This is a genomic window from Sporolactobacillus spathodeae (assembly GCF_016908935.1).
Taxonomy (GTDB): Bacteria; Bacillota; Bacilli; order Bacillales; family Sporolactobacillaceae; genus Sporolactobacillus; species Sporolactobacillus spathodeae.
Window position 1 is genome coordinate 29,674 of record NZ_JAFBEV010000002.1, and the last position, 17,887, is coordinate 47,560.

Annotated in this window: 18 protein-coding genes; 14 read left to right on the forward strand and 4 right to left on the reverse strand. The window is 45.4% G+C overall.

Annotated features, from left to right (window positions below):
* Positions 1-7 precede the first annotated feature (7 nt).
* The 4 genes from ychF (at position 8) to rpsR (ending at position 2,378) form a co-directional block, all read left to right on the forward strand.
* Positions 8-1,108, forward strand: a complete 1,101-nt coding sequence (ychF, locus tag JOC27_RS01155) for a redox-regulated ATPase YchF (protein ID WP_205005165.1) — start codon at positions 8-10, stop codon at positions 1,106-1,108.
* A gap of 162 nt (positions 1,109-1,270) precedes the next feature.
* The gene (gene rpsF / locus JOC27_RS01160) at positions 1,271-1,576 is read left to right on the forward strand and encodes a 30S ribosomal protein S6 (protein ID WP_205005166.1); all 306 of its coding nucleotides are present in this window, start codon (positions 1,271-1,273) and stop codon (positions 1,574-1,576) included.
* A 21-nt stretch (positions 1,577-1,597) separates the two neighbouring features.
* The gene (gene ssb / locus JOC27_RS01165) at positions 1,598-2,116 is read left to right on the forward strand and encodes a single-stranded DNA-binding protein (RefSeq protein WP_205005167.1); all 519 of its coding nucleotides are present in this window, start codon (positions 1,598-1,600) and stop codon (positions 2,114-2,116) included.
* Between the two features lie 31 nt (positions 2,117-2,147).
* Complete coding sequence (rpsR, locus tag JOC27_RS01170; RefSeq protein WP_205005168.1) at positions 2,148-2,378, forward strand: 30S ribosomal protein S18; 231 nt, start codon at positions 2,148-2,150, stop codon at positions 2,376-2,378.
* A 248-nt stretch (positions 2,379-2,626) separates the two neighbouring features.
* Here the strand turns inward: rpsR and JOC27_RS01175 are convergent, their stop codons facing one another.
* From JOC27_RS01175 to JOC27_RS01190, 4 genes are all read right to left on the reverse strand, one after another.
* On the reverse strand, positions 2,627-3,199 hold the full coding sequence (locus tag JOC27_RS01175; RefSeq protein ID WP_338062752.1) for a DUF420 domain-containing protein: 573 nt from the start codon (positions 3,197-3,199) through the stop codon (positions 2,627-2,629).
* 74 nt (positions 3,200-3,273) lie between these two features.
* Entirely contained in the window at positions 3,274-3,924 is a 651-nt protein-coding gene (locus JOC27_RS01180; RefSeq protein ID WP_205005170.1) for an HD domain-containing protein, read from the reverse strand.
* A gap of 113 nt (positions 3,925-4,037) precedes the next feature.
* Entirely contained in the window at positions 4,038-4,520 is a 483-nt protein-coding gene (locus tag JOC27_RS01185; protein ID WP_205005171.1) for a chemotaxis protein CheW, read from the reverse strand.
* A gap of 45 nt (positions 4,521-4,565) precedes the next feature.
* A complete protein-coding gene (locus JOC27_RS01190; RefSeq protein ID WP_205005172.1) occupies positions 4,566-5,519 on the reverse strand; it encodes a cation diffusion facilitator family transporter in 954 nt (317 codons plus the stop codon).
* Between the two features lie 669 nt (positions 5,520-6,188).
* On the opposite strand from JOC27_RS01190, the gene JOC27_RS01195 reads away from it, so the two are divergent.
* The 10 genes from JOC27_RS01195 (at position 6,189) to JOC27_RS01240 (ending at position 17,883) form a co-directional block, all read left to right on the forward strand.
* Positions 6,189-7,121 carry a YybS family protein gene (locus JOC27_RS01195; protein ID WP_205005173.1) on the forward strand — a complete coding sequence of 311 codons (933 nt, stop codon included), beginning with the start codon at positions 6,189-6,191 and terminating at the stop codon, positions 7,119-7,121.
* A gap of 78 nt (positions 7,122-7,199) precedes the next feature.
* A complete protein-coding gene (locus JOC27_RS01200) occupies positions 7,200-9,176 on the forward strand; it encodes a DHH family phosphoesterase (RefSeq protein WP_205005174.1) in 1,977 nt (658 codons plus the stop codon).
* Complete coding sequence (gene rplI / locus JOC27_RS01205) at positions 9,176-9,619, forward strand: 50S ribosomal protein L9 (RefSeq protein ID WP_205005175.1); 444 nt, start codon at positions 9,176-9,178, stop codon at positions 9,617-9,619. The genes JOC27_RS01200 and rplI overlap by 1 nt, the downstream gene beginning before the upstream one ends.
* A gap of 39 nt (positions 9,620-9,658) precedes the next feature.
* The gene (dnaB, locus tag JOC27_RS01210) at positions 9,659-11,026 is read left to right on the forward strand and encodes a replicative DNA helicase (protein ID WP_205005176.1); all 1,368 of its coding nucleotides are present in this window, start codon (positions 9,659-9,661) and stop codon (positions 11,024-11,026) included.
* 296 nt (positions 11,027-11,322) lie between these two features.
* Positions 11,323-12,609, forward strand: coding sequence for an adenylosuccinate synthase (locus JOC27_RS01215; RefSeq protein ID WP_205005177.1), 1,287 nt, complete (start codon positions 11,323-11,325; stop codon positions 12,607-12,609).
* 377 nt (positions 12,610-12,986) lie between these two features.
* A complete protein-coding gene (locus JOC27_RS01220; RefSeq protein ID WP_205005178.1) occupies positions 12,987-14,540 on the forward strand; it encodes an ABC transporter substrate-binding protein in 1,554 nt (517 codons plus the stop codon).
* Positions 14,524-15,543, forward strand: a complete 1,020-nt coding sequence (locus JOC27_RS01225) for an ABC transporter permease (protein WP_239529299.1) — start codon at positions 14,524-14,526, stop codon at positions 15,541-15,543. The genes JOC27_RS01220 and JOC27_RS01225 overlap by 17 nt, the downstream gene beginning before the upstream one ends.
* Positions 15,544-15,546: 3 nt before the next feature.
* Entirely contained in the window at positions 15,547-16,371 is an 825-nt protein-coding gene (locus tag JOC27_RS01230) for an ABC transporter permease (RefSeq protein ID WP_338062753.1), read from the forward strand.
* A gap of 5 nt (positions 16,372-16,376) precedes the next feature.
* Positions 16,377-17,132, forward strand: coding sequence for an ATP-binding cassette domain-containing protein (locus tag JOC27_RS01235; protein WP_239529275.1), 756 nt, complete (start codon positions 16,377-16,379; stop codon positions 17,130-17,132).
* Positions 17,125-17,883: an ATP-binding cassette domain-containing protein gene (locus tag JOC27_RS01240; protein ID WP_205005181.1), complete on the forward strand. Its 759-nt coding sequence runs from the start codon at positions 17,125-17,127 to the stop codon at positions 17,881-17,883. The genes JOC27_RS01235 and JOC27_RS01240 overlap by 8 nt, the downstream gene beginning before the upstream one ends.
* Positions 17,884-17,887: the final 4 nt, after the last annotated feature.

The window sequence follows — 17,887 nt, forward strand, 5'->3', positions numbered from 1 at the left end:
ACAGAAAATGAGTTTAACAACAGGAATTGTGGGTTTGCCAAATGTTGGGAAATCAACGTTATTTAATGCCATTACCCAGGCAGGAGCGGAAATGGCTAACTATCCTTTTTGCACGATTGAACCAAATGTCGGCATCGTCAGTGTCCCTGATAGAAGGCTCGATAAACTAACAGAGATGTATCAACCGAAAAAAACAATACCGACAACGTTTGAATTCACTGATATTGCTGGCCTCGTTAAGGGGGCAAGTAAAGGTGAAGGATTAGGCAACCAGTTTTTGGCGAATATTCGCCAGGTTGATGCGATTTCACATGTGGTACGCTGTTTTGATGATAAAGATATTACACATGTCTCCGGTAAGGTCGATCCGATCGATGATATTGAAACAATTAATCTTGAACTTGTACTTGCAGATTTGGAGCAGGTCAATAAACGTTACGACCGCGTATCAAAATTGGCAAAGCAGAAAGATAAACAAGCGATCACCGAATTTTCGGCACTAGAGAAATTGAAGGCAGCCTTTGAAGAGGGAAAGCCGGCACGTCATGTTGCTTTGACAGAAGAAGAAGAGGCAGCTATAAAACCATTCAATTTTCTAACACAAAAGCCCGTTCTTTATGTGGCGAATATTTCTGAGGATGAGGTGTCAGAACCAGAATCAAATGCCTATGTCCAAGCGGTTGAAGCTTTTGCTAAGAAGGACGAGGCGGAGGTTGTTGTCATTTCGGCGCGAATTGAGTCCGAAATCGCTGAATTGGAAGGGGAAGAAAAAGCTGCTTTCCTTCAAGATTTGGGCCTTGATACGTCAGGATTGGATCGACTCATTGCCAAATCCTATGCATTGCTTGGTCTTGCTACCTATTTTACTGCTGGAGAAAAAGAAGTTCGTGCCTGGACGTTCCGAAAGGGTACGAAAGCACCGCAAGCCGCTGGTATCATTCATTCCGACTTTGAGCGTGGCTTTATCCGCGCGGAAATCGTTTCCTATGAAGATCTCATTGAAGCGGGTTCGGAAATCGCTGCAAAGGAGCATGGTAAGCTGCGTCTTGAAGGTAAAGATTATGTGATGCAGGATGGGGATATTGTCAACTTCCGATTTAATGTTTAAGCAGTGTTTAAATTTAGTGTTATTTTTTGACCCAAGTCAATGTTGAACAAGGGGCAAGTCTTGCAGTAATTTTGATTGTGTGATAACATAGATACCTATGAGTGATTAAAATTGCTCTCTGCTCCATTAGGAGCCGCTTAGTCCAAGGGGAGGTGAACAATCGTGCGTAAATATGAAATCATGTACATTCTTCGTCCAGATATGGAAGAAGATCAGGAAAAAGCAGTAAAAGAAAAGCTTGCTGCAATCCTGACTGATAATGGCGCCGAAATCAATGAGGTCAAAGAGATGGGCAAACGCCGTCTTGCTTATGAAATCAATGATTTTAACACTGGCGTTTATACGGTTCTTTATGTAACCGCAGGCAATGAAGCCATTAATGAATTCGATCGTCTCGTGAAGATCAATGATGATGTGATCCGTTTCATGACGATCAGAGATGAACGTAAACCGGAAGAAGCAAAATAATCATTAAAGGAGGGATTTTTGATGATTAACCGGGTTATTCTTGTCGGGCGTCTGACGAAAAATCCGGAATTGCGCTATACACCGAATGGGGTCGCGGTGACCAGCTTTACGATTGCTGTTGATCGTCCGTTTTCTAACCAGCAGGGTGAGCGTGAGGCCGATTTTATTCCGGTTGTTGTTTGGCGCCGTCAGGCAGAAAACGCGGCCAATTATTTGGCTAAGGGCAGTCTGACGGGTGTAGACGGACGCATTCAGACGCGTAATTATGAAAATAATGAAGGTCGCCGTGTTTATGTGACTGAAGTTGTTGCAGACAGCGTTCAGTTTCTTGAACCGAAGGGCTCACGGCGAGCAGCTGCGGGTGACAATTATGGCGCTTCGATGCCGGCTGGACCGACATCAGGAAGTACGCCAAATTATGGTCCGACAGATTCGCAGCAGAATGCGGCTTCCCGCGATCAAAACCCTCCTTCATTTAATGATCCTTTTGCTCATGACAGCAAGCCTATTGATATTTCAGATGATGATTTGCCCTTTTAATTAGGGCGATTAATGAGGAGGTGCTTTCGAAATGGCAGTACGTCGTACACGTGGCAAGCGCCGCAAAGTATGCTATTTTACGGTAAACCACATTACTTATATTGACTATAAAGATGTTGACATGCTGAGACGCTTTATCTCAGAACGCGGGAAAATTTTGCCGCGTCGTGTCACAGGAACGAGCGCAAAGTATCAGCGTCAGCTGACAACAGCGATTAAACGCTCGCGTCAAATGGCTCTTCTTCCTTATACAACGGAATGATGAAGCAAATGAAAAACTGCCGATGGGTGCATAACCATCGGCAGTTTTTTTTGCAAATAAAGACTTGGCCTAGCCAAGTCTTTATTAAAGAGATAAGAAAGTATAAAGTTTTTCGCACAAAAATGCGCGAGGTGCGCTGGCGCCTTTCAGGAAAAGCGAGCAACCGAAGCGCAATTGTTAAAAAAAAGGACTTGGCTATGCCAAGTTTTTCTGACGTATTATACTGGGACATGCACTAAGACTGACTATTAATAGTAAGGTGCCATCATCAAATAAACAACGACGCCAGTAATGCTGACGTAGAGCCAAATAGGCAGGGTCCAACGGACGATTTTCTTATGTTTGCCAATCTGGAAAGTCCATCCCCAGACAATCGTGAAAGGAACGAGGAAAACAACACTAGCTGCAAGAAAACTATGCGTAATCAGCACAAAGAAATAGAGTGAACGCACAAAACCGGTACCGCCATAATGCGGTGTTGGCGTCAGAAAATGGAAAGAGAGATACGAGAGCAGAAAGAATGCTGTCGATGTGCAAGCAGCAAGAATAAATCCACGATGCAGGTTAATTTTCTTCTGTTTGACGGCAAGTAACGCAGCGACAAGAAAAATAAAAGTAAAGCTGTTAAAGACGGCATTCAGCTTTGGAAGCACATATATAGAAGAACTAATTTTTCCATGATAACTCATGAAGGGTGCGAAAAACAATAAAAGGATCAGAATATTTGCGATGACGGCGACGGTAATAATGAGGCCAGTATGATTTTTATTACTCTTTGGTTTGTAGGTTGAGACACTTTTTTTATCTGATAGATGTGCCAAAATAGAACCTCCCATGATAAACTATTCACAAATCTATCATAGGGGGTTATGCGTTTAGAAGCAAATTTTAACGATTATGTGTCGCTTTTTGTCACATCGGCAAGCAATCGGTCGGTGATTAACTGTACTTGTGGGTGGACGAACGACACATCTTTGATCATATCCTTTAAGATGATGTCCCGAAAATACTGAACGGAAGGCAAGTCGTTGAACTTCAGAATGGAGGCCAGCGCTTCTTCGTAGATTTGGAGAAAAAGCGGTTCAGGATTGCCTTTTTGAATCTCTCCGAATGCTTCATAAAGCAGGTCTATTTTATCAGCAACAGATAGAATTTTTCCTTCAAGAGAATCGTCCTTCCCGGCGCTGAATCGCTTCAAATAAATTGACTTGAATGCTACTGGGAATTCAGCATCCAAATATTGACGAATCATTGTTCCCTCAACTTGTGAGAGTAATTGTCTTAGTTTCGGCAAGGCATACTTGACAGGTGTTTTAATATCTCCGGTAAAAAGCTCCGAATAATCGTGATTAATCGCCCGTTCATACATCGTTTTCCAATCGACTGCATTCCCAGCCGACGCTTCAACGGTTGCCAAAAATTGCGCAATCGTTGCGACTTTAAACGAATGACTGGCAACAGAATGTTCCTGGTATTTAAAAACACCTGGACAGCGATAAATACCCTCCAGGTCTGACAAACTTTGAAAGTATTTATGAATTCCCATTCTGACTCCCCCCAACCATTGGTCTTTATTTAAAGAAAAAAAGACTTGGCTACACCAATTTTTTTTGGATGGAATATTCAGACCAGTATAGTACGTTGGCGGAATTGCGTCAATCAAGAAAGAGAATATCCTGCCTGCTTTCTAATTTGTGTATTTTTTTGAGCGATTGTCGCAAAAAGCTGGTGGAGGTTGATCAAAGGTATGGCTATTCCGTTGACAATAATCTGTCCGGAAAACAGCGAGGAGTCCGTTGTTCCGGGTTCAGATGGTAAAAGAGATTTGCTCGTATACGTTTGGGTTTCGCCGACTGCATCGACATGAAGGGCAGCTGAAAGATCACCATTATGGGCAATCAGATACTTTTCTTCAAAAAGTTCTGTCGATGTGGAAGATGTGCCGAATAGTTCAGAAAGACGAACTAATGGCAAGATTTGATTACGAAGCGAAATAAAACCTTCAAGCGCTTTGTCTGTTACTGGAACATGTGTGGGAGCAACAGGTTCAATAATTTCGTTAATATCGCTAATGGATAGGCACATCAATTTCTTGCCCACCCGAAAGGTCAGAATGGTTAACTCAGTGTTCGTTTCAGTCACGCCAGTCACCTCGTTAGATGTTTTGCTTGCTCAATGTTCACCTATTTATCGGTACTTTTTGATTTTATTGTTATTCAGATGTGGAACGGATTCGGGTTCGATGATTTCGCGGTCGGCATACCATGGATTAATATGGATGAGCACCTCTTCCACATCAGGAAACTCCTGCATGACACGTTGACGAATGGCTTCTGTAATATCATCCCCCTGCTGGATATTAAAAGAAGCGGGGAGACGGATTTGCGCATCGATCAAAATTGCATTCCCATGTTCTCGCGCGCGGAGAATGTCGACTTTTTTGACTTCGGGAAATGACATAAATACCTTGATATAATGTTCTTGCTGATCCTGATTGACACTACTTTCCATCAATACATTCGTTGCTTTTATCATCATGATGAAGGCGATTCGCAGGACTAGTATAGAAACGACGATGCCGGCGATCGGATCACTATAATTGGTATAAGGCAAATGCAGGATTTGGCCAATCCAGCCAATACTGAGACCAATAGCGGCGGCAAATGACGCGTAAATATCAGCCAAATGATCGGATGCCGTGGCGGCTAGGCTTTTGCTATGGTAAGTAATGGAAGCTTTGTACGTGTAGACGTATAGGAACCATTTCCAAATAGCGGAAACGAGAGCGGCAAGCAACGCCCAGATGCTGACAGCATGCTCTGGACTAAACAACGATTTGACGGCATCGTAGACTAGGAAGGTAACCGCAGCGATCAAGATCAGGCCAATGAATGCAGTTGAGACATCTTCTGCTTTTCCGTGCCCGTACGGATGTTCACGGTCAGCAGGATGACTGGAAAGCTTCATCGATCCAATCGTGGCTATTGAGGCAATCACGTCACCGCCGTTATGCACGCCATCAGCGATCAATGCTGTACTTTGGAAAAACAAACCGAATATAATTTTAATCAAAGTCAGAAAGAAGTTGCTGATCAGACTGACCCAAGCAGCAAATAGGGCTTTAGAATTCTCATAGGCCATGGTCATTCACCACCGCTGAAATGTTTACCGGAGGAAAATCAGGCACTTGAAAAGGCAATCCCGGTTTGGATTGCCTTTGATTGAGTGTATTTAAATAACGTAAAGTCATCATGAGCACCAACTCTCTAAAAAGGATAACCCTTTTTTCGTGCAATAAACGAGTGTTGTATGATTGATAATGGTCACAAGCATCAAAACTGGCGCATAGAAGCATGAATAATCAATGAGTCCTATTGATTTATACAGAATTCGGAAGAACAATATAAAACGCTTACCTTTATCAATTCGAATACTTTCTATTATACGTATGCGCTTGTATAAATGCAACTTTTGTGTCTTTAGGCTTCAGCTGGAAACACCGGTCATCTATTTCTAATCAGATGAAGTTATATTATAATGAAAATTATGAGAAGACATGAGGATTTAGAACGTTCTTAGGGCGTTTCTGATATGGATGATTCATAATTAGTGGGCTCTTCAATCATCAAGACTATGGGCATCGTTCAAAAAGGGACCATTTTCGCCGGGCGTTATGACATAATTAATGAATCGTGTGGATTTTCTTAGCGTTCGATTTCGACATCTAGCCGTGTTCTTCTCCAGACCCGTTTTTCCGGTGTTTAAAAACAATAATTAGACAGAGTGCTGATTTTGCCAAGAGGTGTGATTATGAAAGATAAGCACGCTCTGATTTCCAGAGCGCTAGCCATTGGGATTTTATTTATAATGCTCTTACTGACGCTTTTTACAAGCTTTTCGCTATTGACTATTTGGTTCCTGCCCATTCCTTTAATGTATCTGGCGGCCCGCTTTGGGTGGCGTACCGGACTCAGTGGCTTTGCTGTTTCAATGCTTTTTCTTGCGGCAATCTGCTGGAATCTTCAGGCATTGTTGCCATTATTTTTACTATGTATGGGTACGGGGATGGGCGTTGCCATACAGAAAAAAAAATCAGCTTTTGCGACCTTGCTTACAGGTAGCTTGGTAAATAGCGCAGTGCTGATTATTATTCTTGCTATTTCCGTTTTCCTCTTTAACTACAATCCGATCCAGTCTGGCGTTGCGTATTTAACTCAATCTTTTAATGAAACGATAAAAGAATTGGGTCCGTCGCTTAGCGCGCAGAACCTTGTAACGATACGCCAATATAAAAGTACGCTTTCCGACCTTATCTATCTTGCACCATCCATGCTTGTTTTAGTGTCCGTCTTTTACGCATTGATTATCGAGCTGATAAGTCTGCCGATTTTACGCAAATTGCATGTAACGGTGCCTCGGTGGGTGCCTTTTCGTAATTGGCAGTTACCCAAAAGTATTGTATGGGTCTATTTGCTCGTGTTGATTGTCCGCGCGGGTCAATTGGATGGCGGGCAAGGAACCACGCTGTTCAACATTGTCATTAACTTTGAATACATATTGCAAGTCTTGTTAGCGATGCAGGGTTTCAGTTTTCTTTTTGCGTTTGCGCATCGGCGGAAGCTACCGCTTGTCGTTCCGATACTCTGCAGCTTACTGGGATTTGTGTTACTGGAAATGATAAGGATATTAGGTATAATTGACTTAGGTTTTGATCTCCGCAAACGAATTGCTGAGAAACACTAATATTGGCCGGCTGTTCCTTCCGACCATTCTGCAGACAATAGATACGACTAACCTATACGGCCCCGGGAGCTGAAGAAGTTGGCAAACCAATTTAAACATCGATGGCGCAGCGATTTGTTGATCGTTATTGGCTTGCTGTGTCTTCTCTTTCTTGTCTTCGTGGCCTTTCTGAATTGGATGCTTGCGCTAGCAGGCGTTGTTATCTTGGCGCTTGCCATCACTTGGTTCATTGTCAATGAGACACAATTTGATAAAGAATTAGTCGAATATATCGCGGGATTGTCCTACCGTCTGAAGCAAGTGGGCGATGAAGCGCTGCTACAGATGCCCGTTGGGATTATTTTATACAATCGTTCGGAGCGCATTGAGTGGTGCAATCCCTATCTGGCTACTATTCAGACAAGTGGTGACGCGCTGATTGGTCGCCCACTTCAAGATTTATCAGTTTCTTTGATCGAATTGCTCCATTCAGATAAGGACTCATCGATCGTTTTAATTGGCGGCCGAAAATTTCGCGTGCGGATAAAGCGCGCCGACCGCCTGCTTTATTTTACCGACATTACCGATTTGTTAAAAATTAAGAAAGCATATTACAATGAGCATGTTGTTCTGGCATTAATTTTTCTCGATAATTATGACGAAGTGACTCAAGGGCTAGATGATCAGGTGCGTAGCGCGATCAGTAATAAATCAACGACAGCAATAAAGAAATGGGCATCAGCCCATGGAATTTATTTGCGCCGGACGGCGGCTGATCGTTTTCTTGCAGTCATGAATGAAAAAGTGCTGAAAGAGATTGAGGAAGGCCATTTTTCAATTTTGGATCAGGTCAGGGAAATAACAATCCCGCTCAGCCATATCCCTTTGACGCTCAGCATCGGTGTCGGCGCTGGAACGGCAATGTTGGAAGACTTAGGTGCCTTCGCACAATCGGCGCTTGATCTCGGCCTCGGGCGTGGCGGTGATCAAGCGGTGATCAAGCGTCCCGATGGCGATGTTAAATTTTATGGCGGCAAATCAAATCCAATTGAGAAACGAACACGCGTGCGGGCACGGGTCATTTCTCATGCGCTGTCTGAGTTGATGCTCGAAAGCGACCAGGTGCTAATAATGGGACATCGTTCACCTGATCTTGACTCTGTGGGAGCCTGTATTGGTGTAATGAAAATCGCTCATGCCAATGGACGTAGCGCAAAAATCATTCGCGATCCGGGAGAACGTCTTTCGGGGGTTGTCCGTCTGATGGAGGAAGTCCAGAAAGATCGGCATCTCTGGAGCCACTTTATTTCTAAAGAAGAAGCACGTGAACAAGTGACTAAGAGGACGCTGATCGTTGTCGTTGATACGCACAGACCGTCAATGGTAGTTGCCCCGGAATTGCTGCAGGAAGTCCATCGCGTGGTTATTATTGATCATCACCGCCGTGCTGAGGAATTTATTAAAGCGCCAGTGCTCGTTTATATGGAGCCTTATGCGTCTTCAACATCTGAACTTGTCACAGAATTGCTCGAGTATCAGACGAATGAGCGCCCGCTTGACGTTATTGAAGCAACGGCGATTCTTGGCGGCATCGCTGTTGATACAAAAAATTTCACGCTTCGGACCGGTTTCCGGACATTTGATGCCGCATCTTATTTGCGGGCGCATGGAGCGGATACGATTCTGGTACAGAAGTTTCTTTGTGATGATCTCGATCAATTCAATCAGCGTGCCGATCTGATTCGCCGAACGGAAGTTTACCGCTCAGCAATCGCCTTGACGGCGGGTGAGGAGAACAGAACATATGATCAGGTGCTAATCGCTCAGACAGCTGATACATTGCTGACGCTTGAAGGGATTCGCTCGTCGTTTGTCGTCGCCTTGCGCGACGATGGGAAAGTCGGCATCAGTGCGCGTTCACTGGGAGAAATTAATGTTCAAATCATCATGGAGAGTCTGGGCGGCGGTGGTCATCTGAATAATGCCGCGACTCAGCTGAGCGGACTGACTGTTCCAGAAGCTACAGATAAAGTAAAGAAAGCCATTGATACGTATTTTGAAGGAGGTTTGTCTTAATGAAAGTCATTTTTGTGAAAGATGTTAAGGGTAAAGGCAAGCAAGGCGATATCAAGGAAGTTTCAGAGGGCTATGCACACAACTATCTCTTCCCACATCATCTTGCAGTCGAAGCGAACAAGGGAAGTATGAGTCAGCTTGAGGCACAAAAAAAGAGACAGAAGAAAGAAGCAGCGGAAGAACTTGCCGAGGCGAAAGCATTAAAAGAGAAAATAGAACAGCTAACGATTGAGCTGCAGGCTAAATCCGGAGAAGGCGGCCGGCTTTTTGGTTCAATAACGAGTAAACAAATTGCCCAGGAATTAAAGAAACGCGGCATTGACGTAGATAAGAGAAAGATCGACTTGGCCGAGCCGATTCGCACGCTTGGCTTTACGGATGTTGCCCTGAAACTTCATCCTCAGGTAACGGCCACAGTCAAGGTACATGTTCAGGAAGTCTGAGCCGGCGTTTTCACTTGAGTTCAGGGGAGGGATTGGTTCATGAGTGATTTGTTCGCCGACCGGACACCGCCGAATAATATTGAAGCGGAGCAGGCCGTATTAGGTGCCATTTTCCTTGAGCCTTCTGCAATTATTGCTGCATCAGAAGACTTGGTGCCTGAAGACTTCTATCGAACGAGTCATCAGCTAATCTTCTCGGTGATGCTTGAGCTTTCCGAACAAAACGAACCCGTTGATGTCGTGACCGTAACGAATGCGTTGCAATCGGCAAAGCACCTAGAGGAAGTTGGCGGCGTTTCGTATCTCGCTGAGTTGGCGGGTTCCGTTCCAACTGCGGCAAATCTCAGCTATTATTGTCAAATTGTTGCTGAGAAGTCACTTCTGCGCCGACTGATCCGTACGGCCACGCAAATTGTTTCAGAAGGGTACACGCGCGAAGAGGAAGTTGAGCGTATTCTCGCCGATGCCGAACGAAAAATCCTTGAGGTGGCTGAGCGGAAGCGTGGCGGGGAATTCCAGTCTATGAAGGATGTCTTGATCGAAACGTATGATACGATTGAGCTCCTGCAAAACCGTAAAGGTGATGTGACCGGAACAGGGACAGGCTTCATTGAGTTGGATCGCATGACCGCCGGTTTTCAAAAGAGTGATTTGATCATTGTTGCTGCCCGCCCATCTGTCGGAAAGACAGCCTTTGCGCTCAATATAGCGCAGAATGTTGCAACCAAAAACGAAGCCAATGTGGCGATCTTCAGTCTTGAAATGGGCGCCCAGCAGCTGGCGATGCGTATGCTCTGTGCTGAAGGAAATATTGACGCACAGAAACTGCGAACGGGACGATTGGAAGACGAGGATTGGCAGAAGCTGACGATGGCGATGGGCAGTCTCTCACATGCTGGTATCTATATCGATGATTCACCCGGTATTCGTGTGAATGATATCCGTGCCAAATGCCGGCGCCTGAAGCTGGACAAGGGACTTGATTTGGTTGTTATCGACTATCTGCAATTGATTCTCGGTTCGGGCGGGAATGGGCGTCAGGAAAACCGCCAACAGGAAGTGTCGGAGATATCGCGAACTTTGAAGGCGATGGCCCGTGAGCTTAATGTTCCTGTGATTGCTCTTTCACAGTTGTCGCGTGGTGTCGAATCACGCCAAGATAAACGGCCAATGATGAGCGATATCCGTGAATCGGGAAGTATTGAGCAGGATGCCGATGTCGTTGCTTTTCTTTATCGAGATGATTATTACAATAAAGAAAGCGAAAAACAGAACATCATCGAAATTATCATTGCGAAACAACGAAACGGTCCGGTTGGTACTGTCGAACTTGCTTTTATCAAAGAATATAATAAATTCGTCAATCTTGACCGGAAACATGAGGATGATGTGCCAAGAGGGGCGTAAGCACAGCCAAAAGCGACCGGAACATATTTGTTACAAAAGGACTTGGCTAAGCCAAGTTTACAAAGCATTTTGTCAGCAAAAATGGGCTGAACGCAATTTTTTGGGGACTTTCTAATTTCATTTCCGAACGAATCATAATGTTCCGAAAAGAAACGTTCGCTTTTCTTACATTGATTTTAACCGATTAAACTGATAAACTATACGATGGTTTGACAAAATAAAAATGATGGTTAAGACGATGCAGACGAACAGTCAATAACGTAAAGGCGAAAAACAATGTGCAGGGGGTTTGATGCATGTCGTCAGTAGTAGTTGTCGGTGCCCAGTGGGGCGATGAAGGAAAAGGCAAAATCACGGATTATCTTTCTGAAAACTCGGAAGTGGTCTCTCGTTATCAAGGTGGGGATAATGCCGGTCACACGATTGTGTGGGACGGTAAAACTTATAAATTGCGTCTGATGCCTTCTGGGATCTTGTACAAGGATAAAATCTGTGTTCTTGGCAATGGGATGGTCATAAACCCGAAATCGCTTTGCGGGGAACTGGACTACATGAAAGCGAACGGTGTTTCGACAGACAATCTGCGAATCAGTAGCCGGGCGCACATCATTCTTCCTTATCATCTGAAGCTGGACGTACTCGAAGAAGAGAGCAAAGGGGCGTCAAAAATCGGCACAACCCAAAAGGGAATTGGGCCAGCTTATATGGACAAAGCAGCGCGAATCGGGATTCGTATGGCTGATTTGCTAGAGCCGGAGACATTTAAGGAAAAGCTTGAGAAAAACCTGGCGGCTAAAAACAGGCTTTTTGAAAAAATGTATGAATGCGAAGGCTTCAACATCGATGAAATTTATGGCGACTATCTGGCTTATGGCGAACGGTTGCGTCCTTTGGTCTGCGATACTTCCGCTGTGCTGAATAATGCGTTGGATGCTGGTAAACGTGTTCTCTTTGAAGGGGCACAAGGCTGTATGTTGGACATTGATCAAGGGACCTATCCTTTTGTCACCTCGTCCAATCCGGTTGCCGGCGGGGTTACAATTGGTGCCGGCGTCGGACCGACAAAGATTAATCATGTCGTTGGCTGTGCAAAAGCCTATACAACGCGTGTTGGCGATGGCCCATTCCCAACGGAACTGAATGACGCAATCGGTGATCAGATCCGCGAGATCGGTCATGAATACGGCACAGTCACTGGCCGTCCGCGTCGCGTCGGCTGGTTTGACAGTGTAGTGCTTCGCCACTCTCGCCGCGTGAGCGGATTAACGGACCTGTCGCTGAATTGTGTCGATGTACTGACTGGCCTTGAGTCAGTTAAGATCTGCACGGCTTATGAATATGAGGGACGTGTCATAGAGGAATTCCCGGCGAGCTTGAATGTTCTAGCCAAGTGCAAGCCGATTTATGAAGAAATGCCAGGCTGGAGCGAAGATATTACGCAGGCAAAAAGCCTCGCCGAGTTGCCGGTAAATGCGCGTCACTATATTGAAAGAATTTCACAGCTTAGTCAGGTGCCACTGACGATGTTCTCAGTCGGACCCGATCGCAAACAGACGATTGAAGTGCGCAGCGCCTTTGCCTGAATGTCTTATAGAAAAAGCAGCCGAAGCGATTGGCTGCTTTTTTTAATAAGAATGTATAAGATTTCGCACAAAAATGCAGCGAGGTCCGAGATGCCTGCGGGAAAAGCGAGCCAAGTGAGCTCCCGCGGCAAGCGAGCAGCCGAGGCGCAGTTGTTAAAAAAGCACTTGGCTTATGCCAAGTTTTTCTGAAAAAAAGAATGTATAATCGAAGGTAACAGAGCAGCAAAAGCGAGGGGGAAATACCTACGAAAAAAGCGCGTATGATATTTTGCTTTAACTTGACAAAAGATATAAATCAAGGTAAATTTTGAAAAACACAGTAATTAATAGTAAATACATAAGAATAGTTTCAAAAAGATTGGGAGGTAGTGCTGAACATGAGTAACCATCGAACCATTTCAAAAAAGGGAATTATAGCTACCGCGTTGGCGTTGATCCTTTTGCTTTCGGGATGCGCAGCCGGTCAGAATGCAGGATCTAAAAAAGCGATCAAGGGTGGCACGCTCACTTATGGACGTCCTGCTTCGGTCACGTCTTTTGATTTATTCAAAGAAATCACATCGAATAACGCATTTGCCATCGACAAAGTGTTCGAACCACTCGTCTCTTTCGATAAGAACGGAAAGGTTATCAACTGGCTTGCGAAATCGTATAAGGTAAGCAGCGATGGTTTGACCTATACATTTGTCCTACGCGATGGGCTGAAATTTTCAAACGGAAAACCCGTAACTGCTAGGGATGCTGCCTTTTCGATCAAGCATCACTTGTCCGCTGGCGGACCATTGGCTATTGAGGCGAAAGTAGATAGCGTGATAGCAAACAATAAGCAGACGCTTGTCATTAAGCTGAAAAAACCTTTTACACCGTTCCTCGCGCAACTTGCTAATTTTTCCAATGGGATTATTCCTTATAATTTCGATGGAAAAAGTGAAAAACAGTTCTTCAAAAAGCCAATAGGCACAGGACCTTTTGCGGTTGAGAAGTGGAATCCTGCGGGTGATTTAACATTCAAGAAAAATACGTATTATTGGCAGAAGGGTAAGCCCTATATTGATAAACTAGTCTTCAAAACGATTTCTGATGATACGCAAGCGGTCAATCAGTTGAAGTCTGGTGAAGTCGATGCCATTGAGTCTGTTCCGCTAGAAAACGCGAAGGCGTTGTCGCAGGGATCAGATACGAAAATCCAGACAGACGGGAGCTGGGTGACCGAGCAAGTATTCTTCAATACACTTGATAAAAACCTTTCCGATGTACACGTACGTCGCGCGTTAGCGCTTGCGATTAACCGAGACGGACTGACAAAGGCAGTTACATTTGGTTACGCTAAGACAGCTCACTCGTTACTGCCGACGACGATTACCTACAATTCAGATGCTTCAGTGAAGGCGCTGAATTATAATGTGGCTGCGGCAAAAAAAGAATTGGCAAAGTCAACCCATCCTAAGGGGTTCACAACGACGTTGCTCATTGCGTCAGGGAACAGTGCAGTTAAGCAGGAAGCTCAGATCATTCAGGCTGCTGGGAAAGCGATCGGTATTCATATCAAAATTCAATCCGTGGAACTGGCGACTTTTCGTGAACGTTTCTTTGCTTACAACTATTCGATGATGATTAACAGTGGTCAGGCCGATTTTCCTGATGCTGATTCGATTCTCGCTTTCCAAACAGATCCGAAGGGATTCAGTAAATCTTATTGGACACATTATACAAATAATACAGTTACCAAACTGCTATATGCAGGCGAACAGACAGCAGACGGTCCGAAACGTGCGAAAATTTACGCACAAATGCAGCAGATTCTCGCAAATGAAGTGCCGTATATCCCGCTCTATTATCCGGATATTGTGATTGGTCACCGCTCAAGTGTTAAAGGGCTTGTCGTTCTCCCGAATGGGAGTGTTCGTTTTGAAGATGCATATGTTAAATAAAAGACGCATCTTTCGTAAGGGAATATTGTCAAACAGGGCTGCCGGTCATACGGCAGCCACTGTTTCTATAAGCATATTATCAGCATTGTTGAAAGCCATGGCTACCGTTGCCTGTATCATTGTTGCCGTTTTCTTTATTATACGGATTGTGCCGGGTGACCCAGTAAAGATGATTCTTGGTGAACACGCCTCGCCAAGTGAGATCATTCAAATGCGCCACAGCTTAGGTTTGGACCTTCCCCTAGGGCAGCAATTTGTTCGTTTTTTGCATCATTTGTTTATGTATGGGGACACAGGGACTTCGATTATCTACAATGTATCGACTCGAACGTTGATTGCCGAGCGTACGCCGGTCACCCTTTTACTGATCGTGATGGCAATTGCGATCACCATTGTTGTTGCCGTGCTTCTTGCAATGATCGCAGCCACCCATAAGGACGGGCTTGTTGATCATCTGATACGCATATTCCCAACAATTACGCTTGGCATGCCTGTGTTCTGGGTGGGCCTATTGCTGATTTTAGTTTTCGGCGTTTGGTTGCATTGGTTTCCTGTTGGGGGGACAAGCGGTGGTTTGTTTGGTACGCTATACAGCCTAACCCTTCCCGCTATTACAGTAGCCTTCTCACAGATTCCGTCACTTGTTCGCTCACTTAGGGCGCAACTTTTGGATGTCTTGGGATCAGATTTTGTTGTGACATTAAAAGCCGCAGGCATCCCTAATCGGGTGATCCTGTTCCGTCATGTACTCCGTAATGCATCGATTCCAACACTGATGCTGCTCGGCGTCAATGTCTCTTATTTGATTGGTGGCACATTGGTTATTGAACAAGTGTTTGGTTTGAAGGGCATTGGCAGCCTGCTGTTCTCAGCTATCTCGAGCAGGGATTTTCCGGTAATTCAGGGCATCGCCCTTTACTGCGCAGTGGCGGTGGTTCTGATCAACCTTTTCATTGAAATCCTATCCGGTTATCTGGATCCTCGGCTGAAGGGGGACGATTAGAACGTGAACGGATCCATTTTTAAAAAGCGTAGAATTTCACCGACGCTTCTTGGAGGAGGCATCATGCTGCTTCTCCTAGTTAGTTTGGCTGTCTTTGCTCCGCTAATCAGTCGCTATCAACCAGCCGCACAGAATTTAGCAGATATTCTGCGGCCGTCGTCTGCAAATCATTGGCTTGGGACCGATCAGCTCGGGCGCGATTTGTTTACACGGTTGATCTACGCTGCGCGGACAGATCTCAGAATTATGATCCTGGCTGAAATACTCCCTTTTTGCACCGGCATTTTTCTTGGCATGCTTGCCGGTTACTACGGAAAATGGATTGATGCACTTGTGACCCTTATGACGAATACGCTCATTGCCTTCCCATTCTACCTGATTGTGATCGTCGTCGCCTTTGCAAGTGGTGCGGGTGAGCGCGGGATCTATATTACATTCGCATTAGTTGGATGGATTGTATTTGCACGTGTCGTGAAGGGATTGAGTGCGTCACTACGGAAACAGGAATGGGTGGCCTCAGCAAAGGTGCTGGGTCTGCCGGATAGTCGAATCTTGCTGTTCCATATTTTGCCGAATGTTTTACCGCAGGCGATTGTGGTTCTGATGACAGATATGGTTGGCCTCCTTGTTGCGATTGTGACGCTGGGCTACCTCGGAATCGGAATCGCGCCTCCGACACCGGATTGGGGAACGATGATTTCAGAAGGGCAGACATTTATCTATAGCAAGTGGTGGCTTTCGACGATACCTGGGTTTGCGGTTGTCTATACAGGTATTGCGTTGTCCTTGATTGGGGACGGCCTAGCGGATCTTTGGAGAAGGAAATGATGTCTATGTCGACAATCTTAGAAATCAATCAATTGTCGCTCGCAACAACAAATAAAAAGCAACTGGTCACGGATGTCAGCCTCGCTGTTGGAAAAGGGAAAACGATCGGTATTGTCGGCGAATCCGGGTCAGGAAAGTCATTGACCCTTCGCGCCATCATTCAACTGCTGCCGCCGACAATTATCAAAGTTGGCGGCACGATCCGGTGCGAAAGCAGCTGCGCCATGATCTTTCAAGATCCGGTAAGCGCACTGGATCCGCTATGTCCGGTTGTCCGTCAGGTTGCAGAGGTTGTCTCTTACAGACAGCATCTCAGCCGAAAGACATCAAGGACAAAGGCTCTTGAACTGTTAGCACTCCTGGGGTTGCCCGAGGATTTGAAGAGAAATGATCGCTATCCGCACCAGCTCTCCGGTGGTCAGCGTCAACGCGTTCTTATCGCTATCGCGCTTGCGTGCAGACCAGGCATCCTTCTTTGCGATGAGCCGACGACTGCGCTTGATGTAACGGTACAGAAGCAGATTCTTGAGTTGCTTGCTAAATTGCAGCGTGAACTCAATTTTGCACTTGTATTCGTAACCCATAATTTGGCCATTGCTTCTGCGCTGTGTACAAAGCTTTATGTGATGAAAGAAGGACGCATCGTTGAGCAAGGGAGGACACAGGACATTTTAGCCAATCCGCAGCATGCCTACACCAAGATGCTGATCGATTCTGTGCTGCACTTACCAGATTTGAAAGGAGTGATTGCGGGTGAGTGACGCGTTGCAGATTAAAAATATAACTGTTAACTATGGAGGATTCATTGCGCTCAACCAGGTGAATCTTCAAATCGATGCGCACACGACACTCGGGTTGGTTGGCGAATCAGGATCGGGGAAATCAACACTGGCAAAGGTGGTTGCCGGATTAGTTACCCCGGATGAGGGGGAGGTGCGGTTCAGCGAACAAGTCCTTCGCAAGAGACGCACGCGAATGCAGCATAAAGCGATACAGATGGTGTTTCAAAATCCTGACGCTTCCCTCAATCCGAAGCACACAGTCCGACAGATTCTGTCGGAAGGTTTGCTGTTCCACCATATTGTGCCTCGCTCGCAGTTGATGGATCGTTGCAGAGAATTACTCGCTCTTGTGCATCTTGATGAGGACGCATTAGTTCGGTATCCGTACGCGTTCTCGGGTGGTCAGCGCCAGCGTATTGCCATTGCGCGCGCTATTAGTGTAGAACCCAATCTTCTTATTGCGGACGAACCAACGAGCGCGCTTGATGTTTCCGTTCAGTTAAGTGTTCTGGAGTTACTGCATCGTTTGAAAGAAAAGCTCAATCTGACAATGCTATTCATTTCACATGATATGGGTGTGATCAACGCCGTTTGCGATACAGTTGCTGTGATGCGCCAAGGAAGAATTATTGAGGTCAGTCCCAAAGAACAATTTTTCTTACATCCGAAGGCAGACTATAGTTATCAGCTTTTATCTGCCGTTCCTAGAATGCCTATATTTAATAGATAAAGCA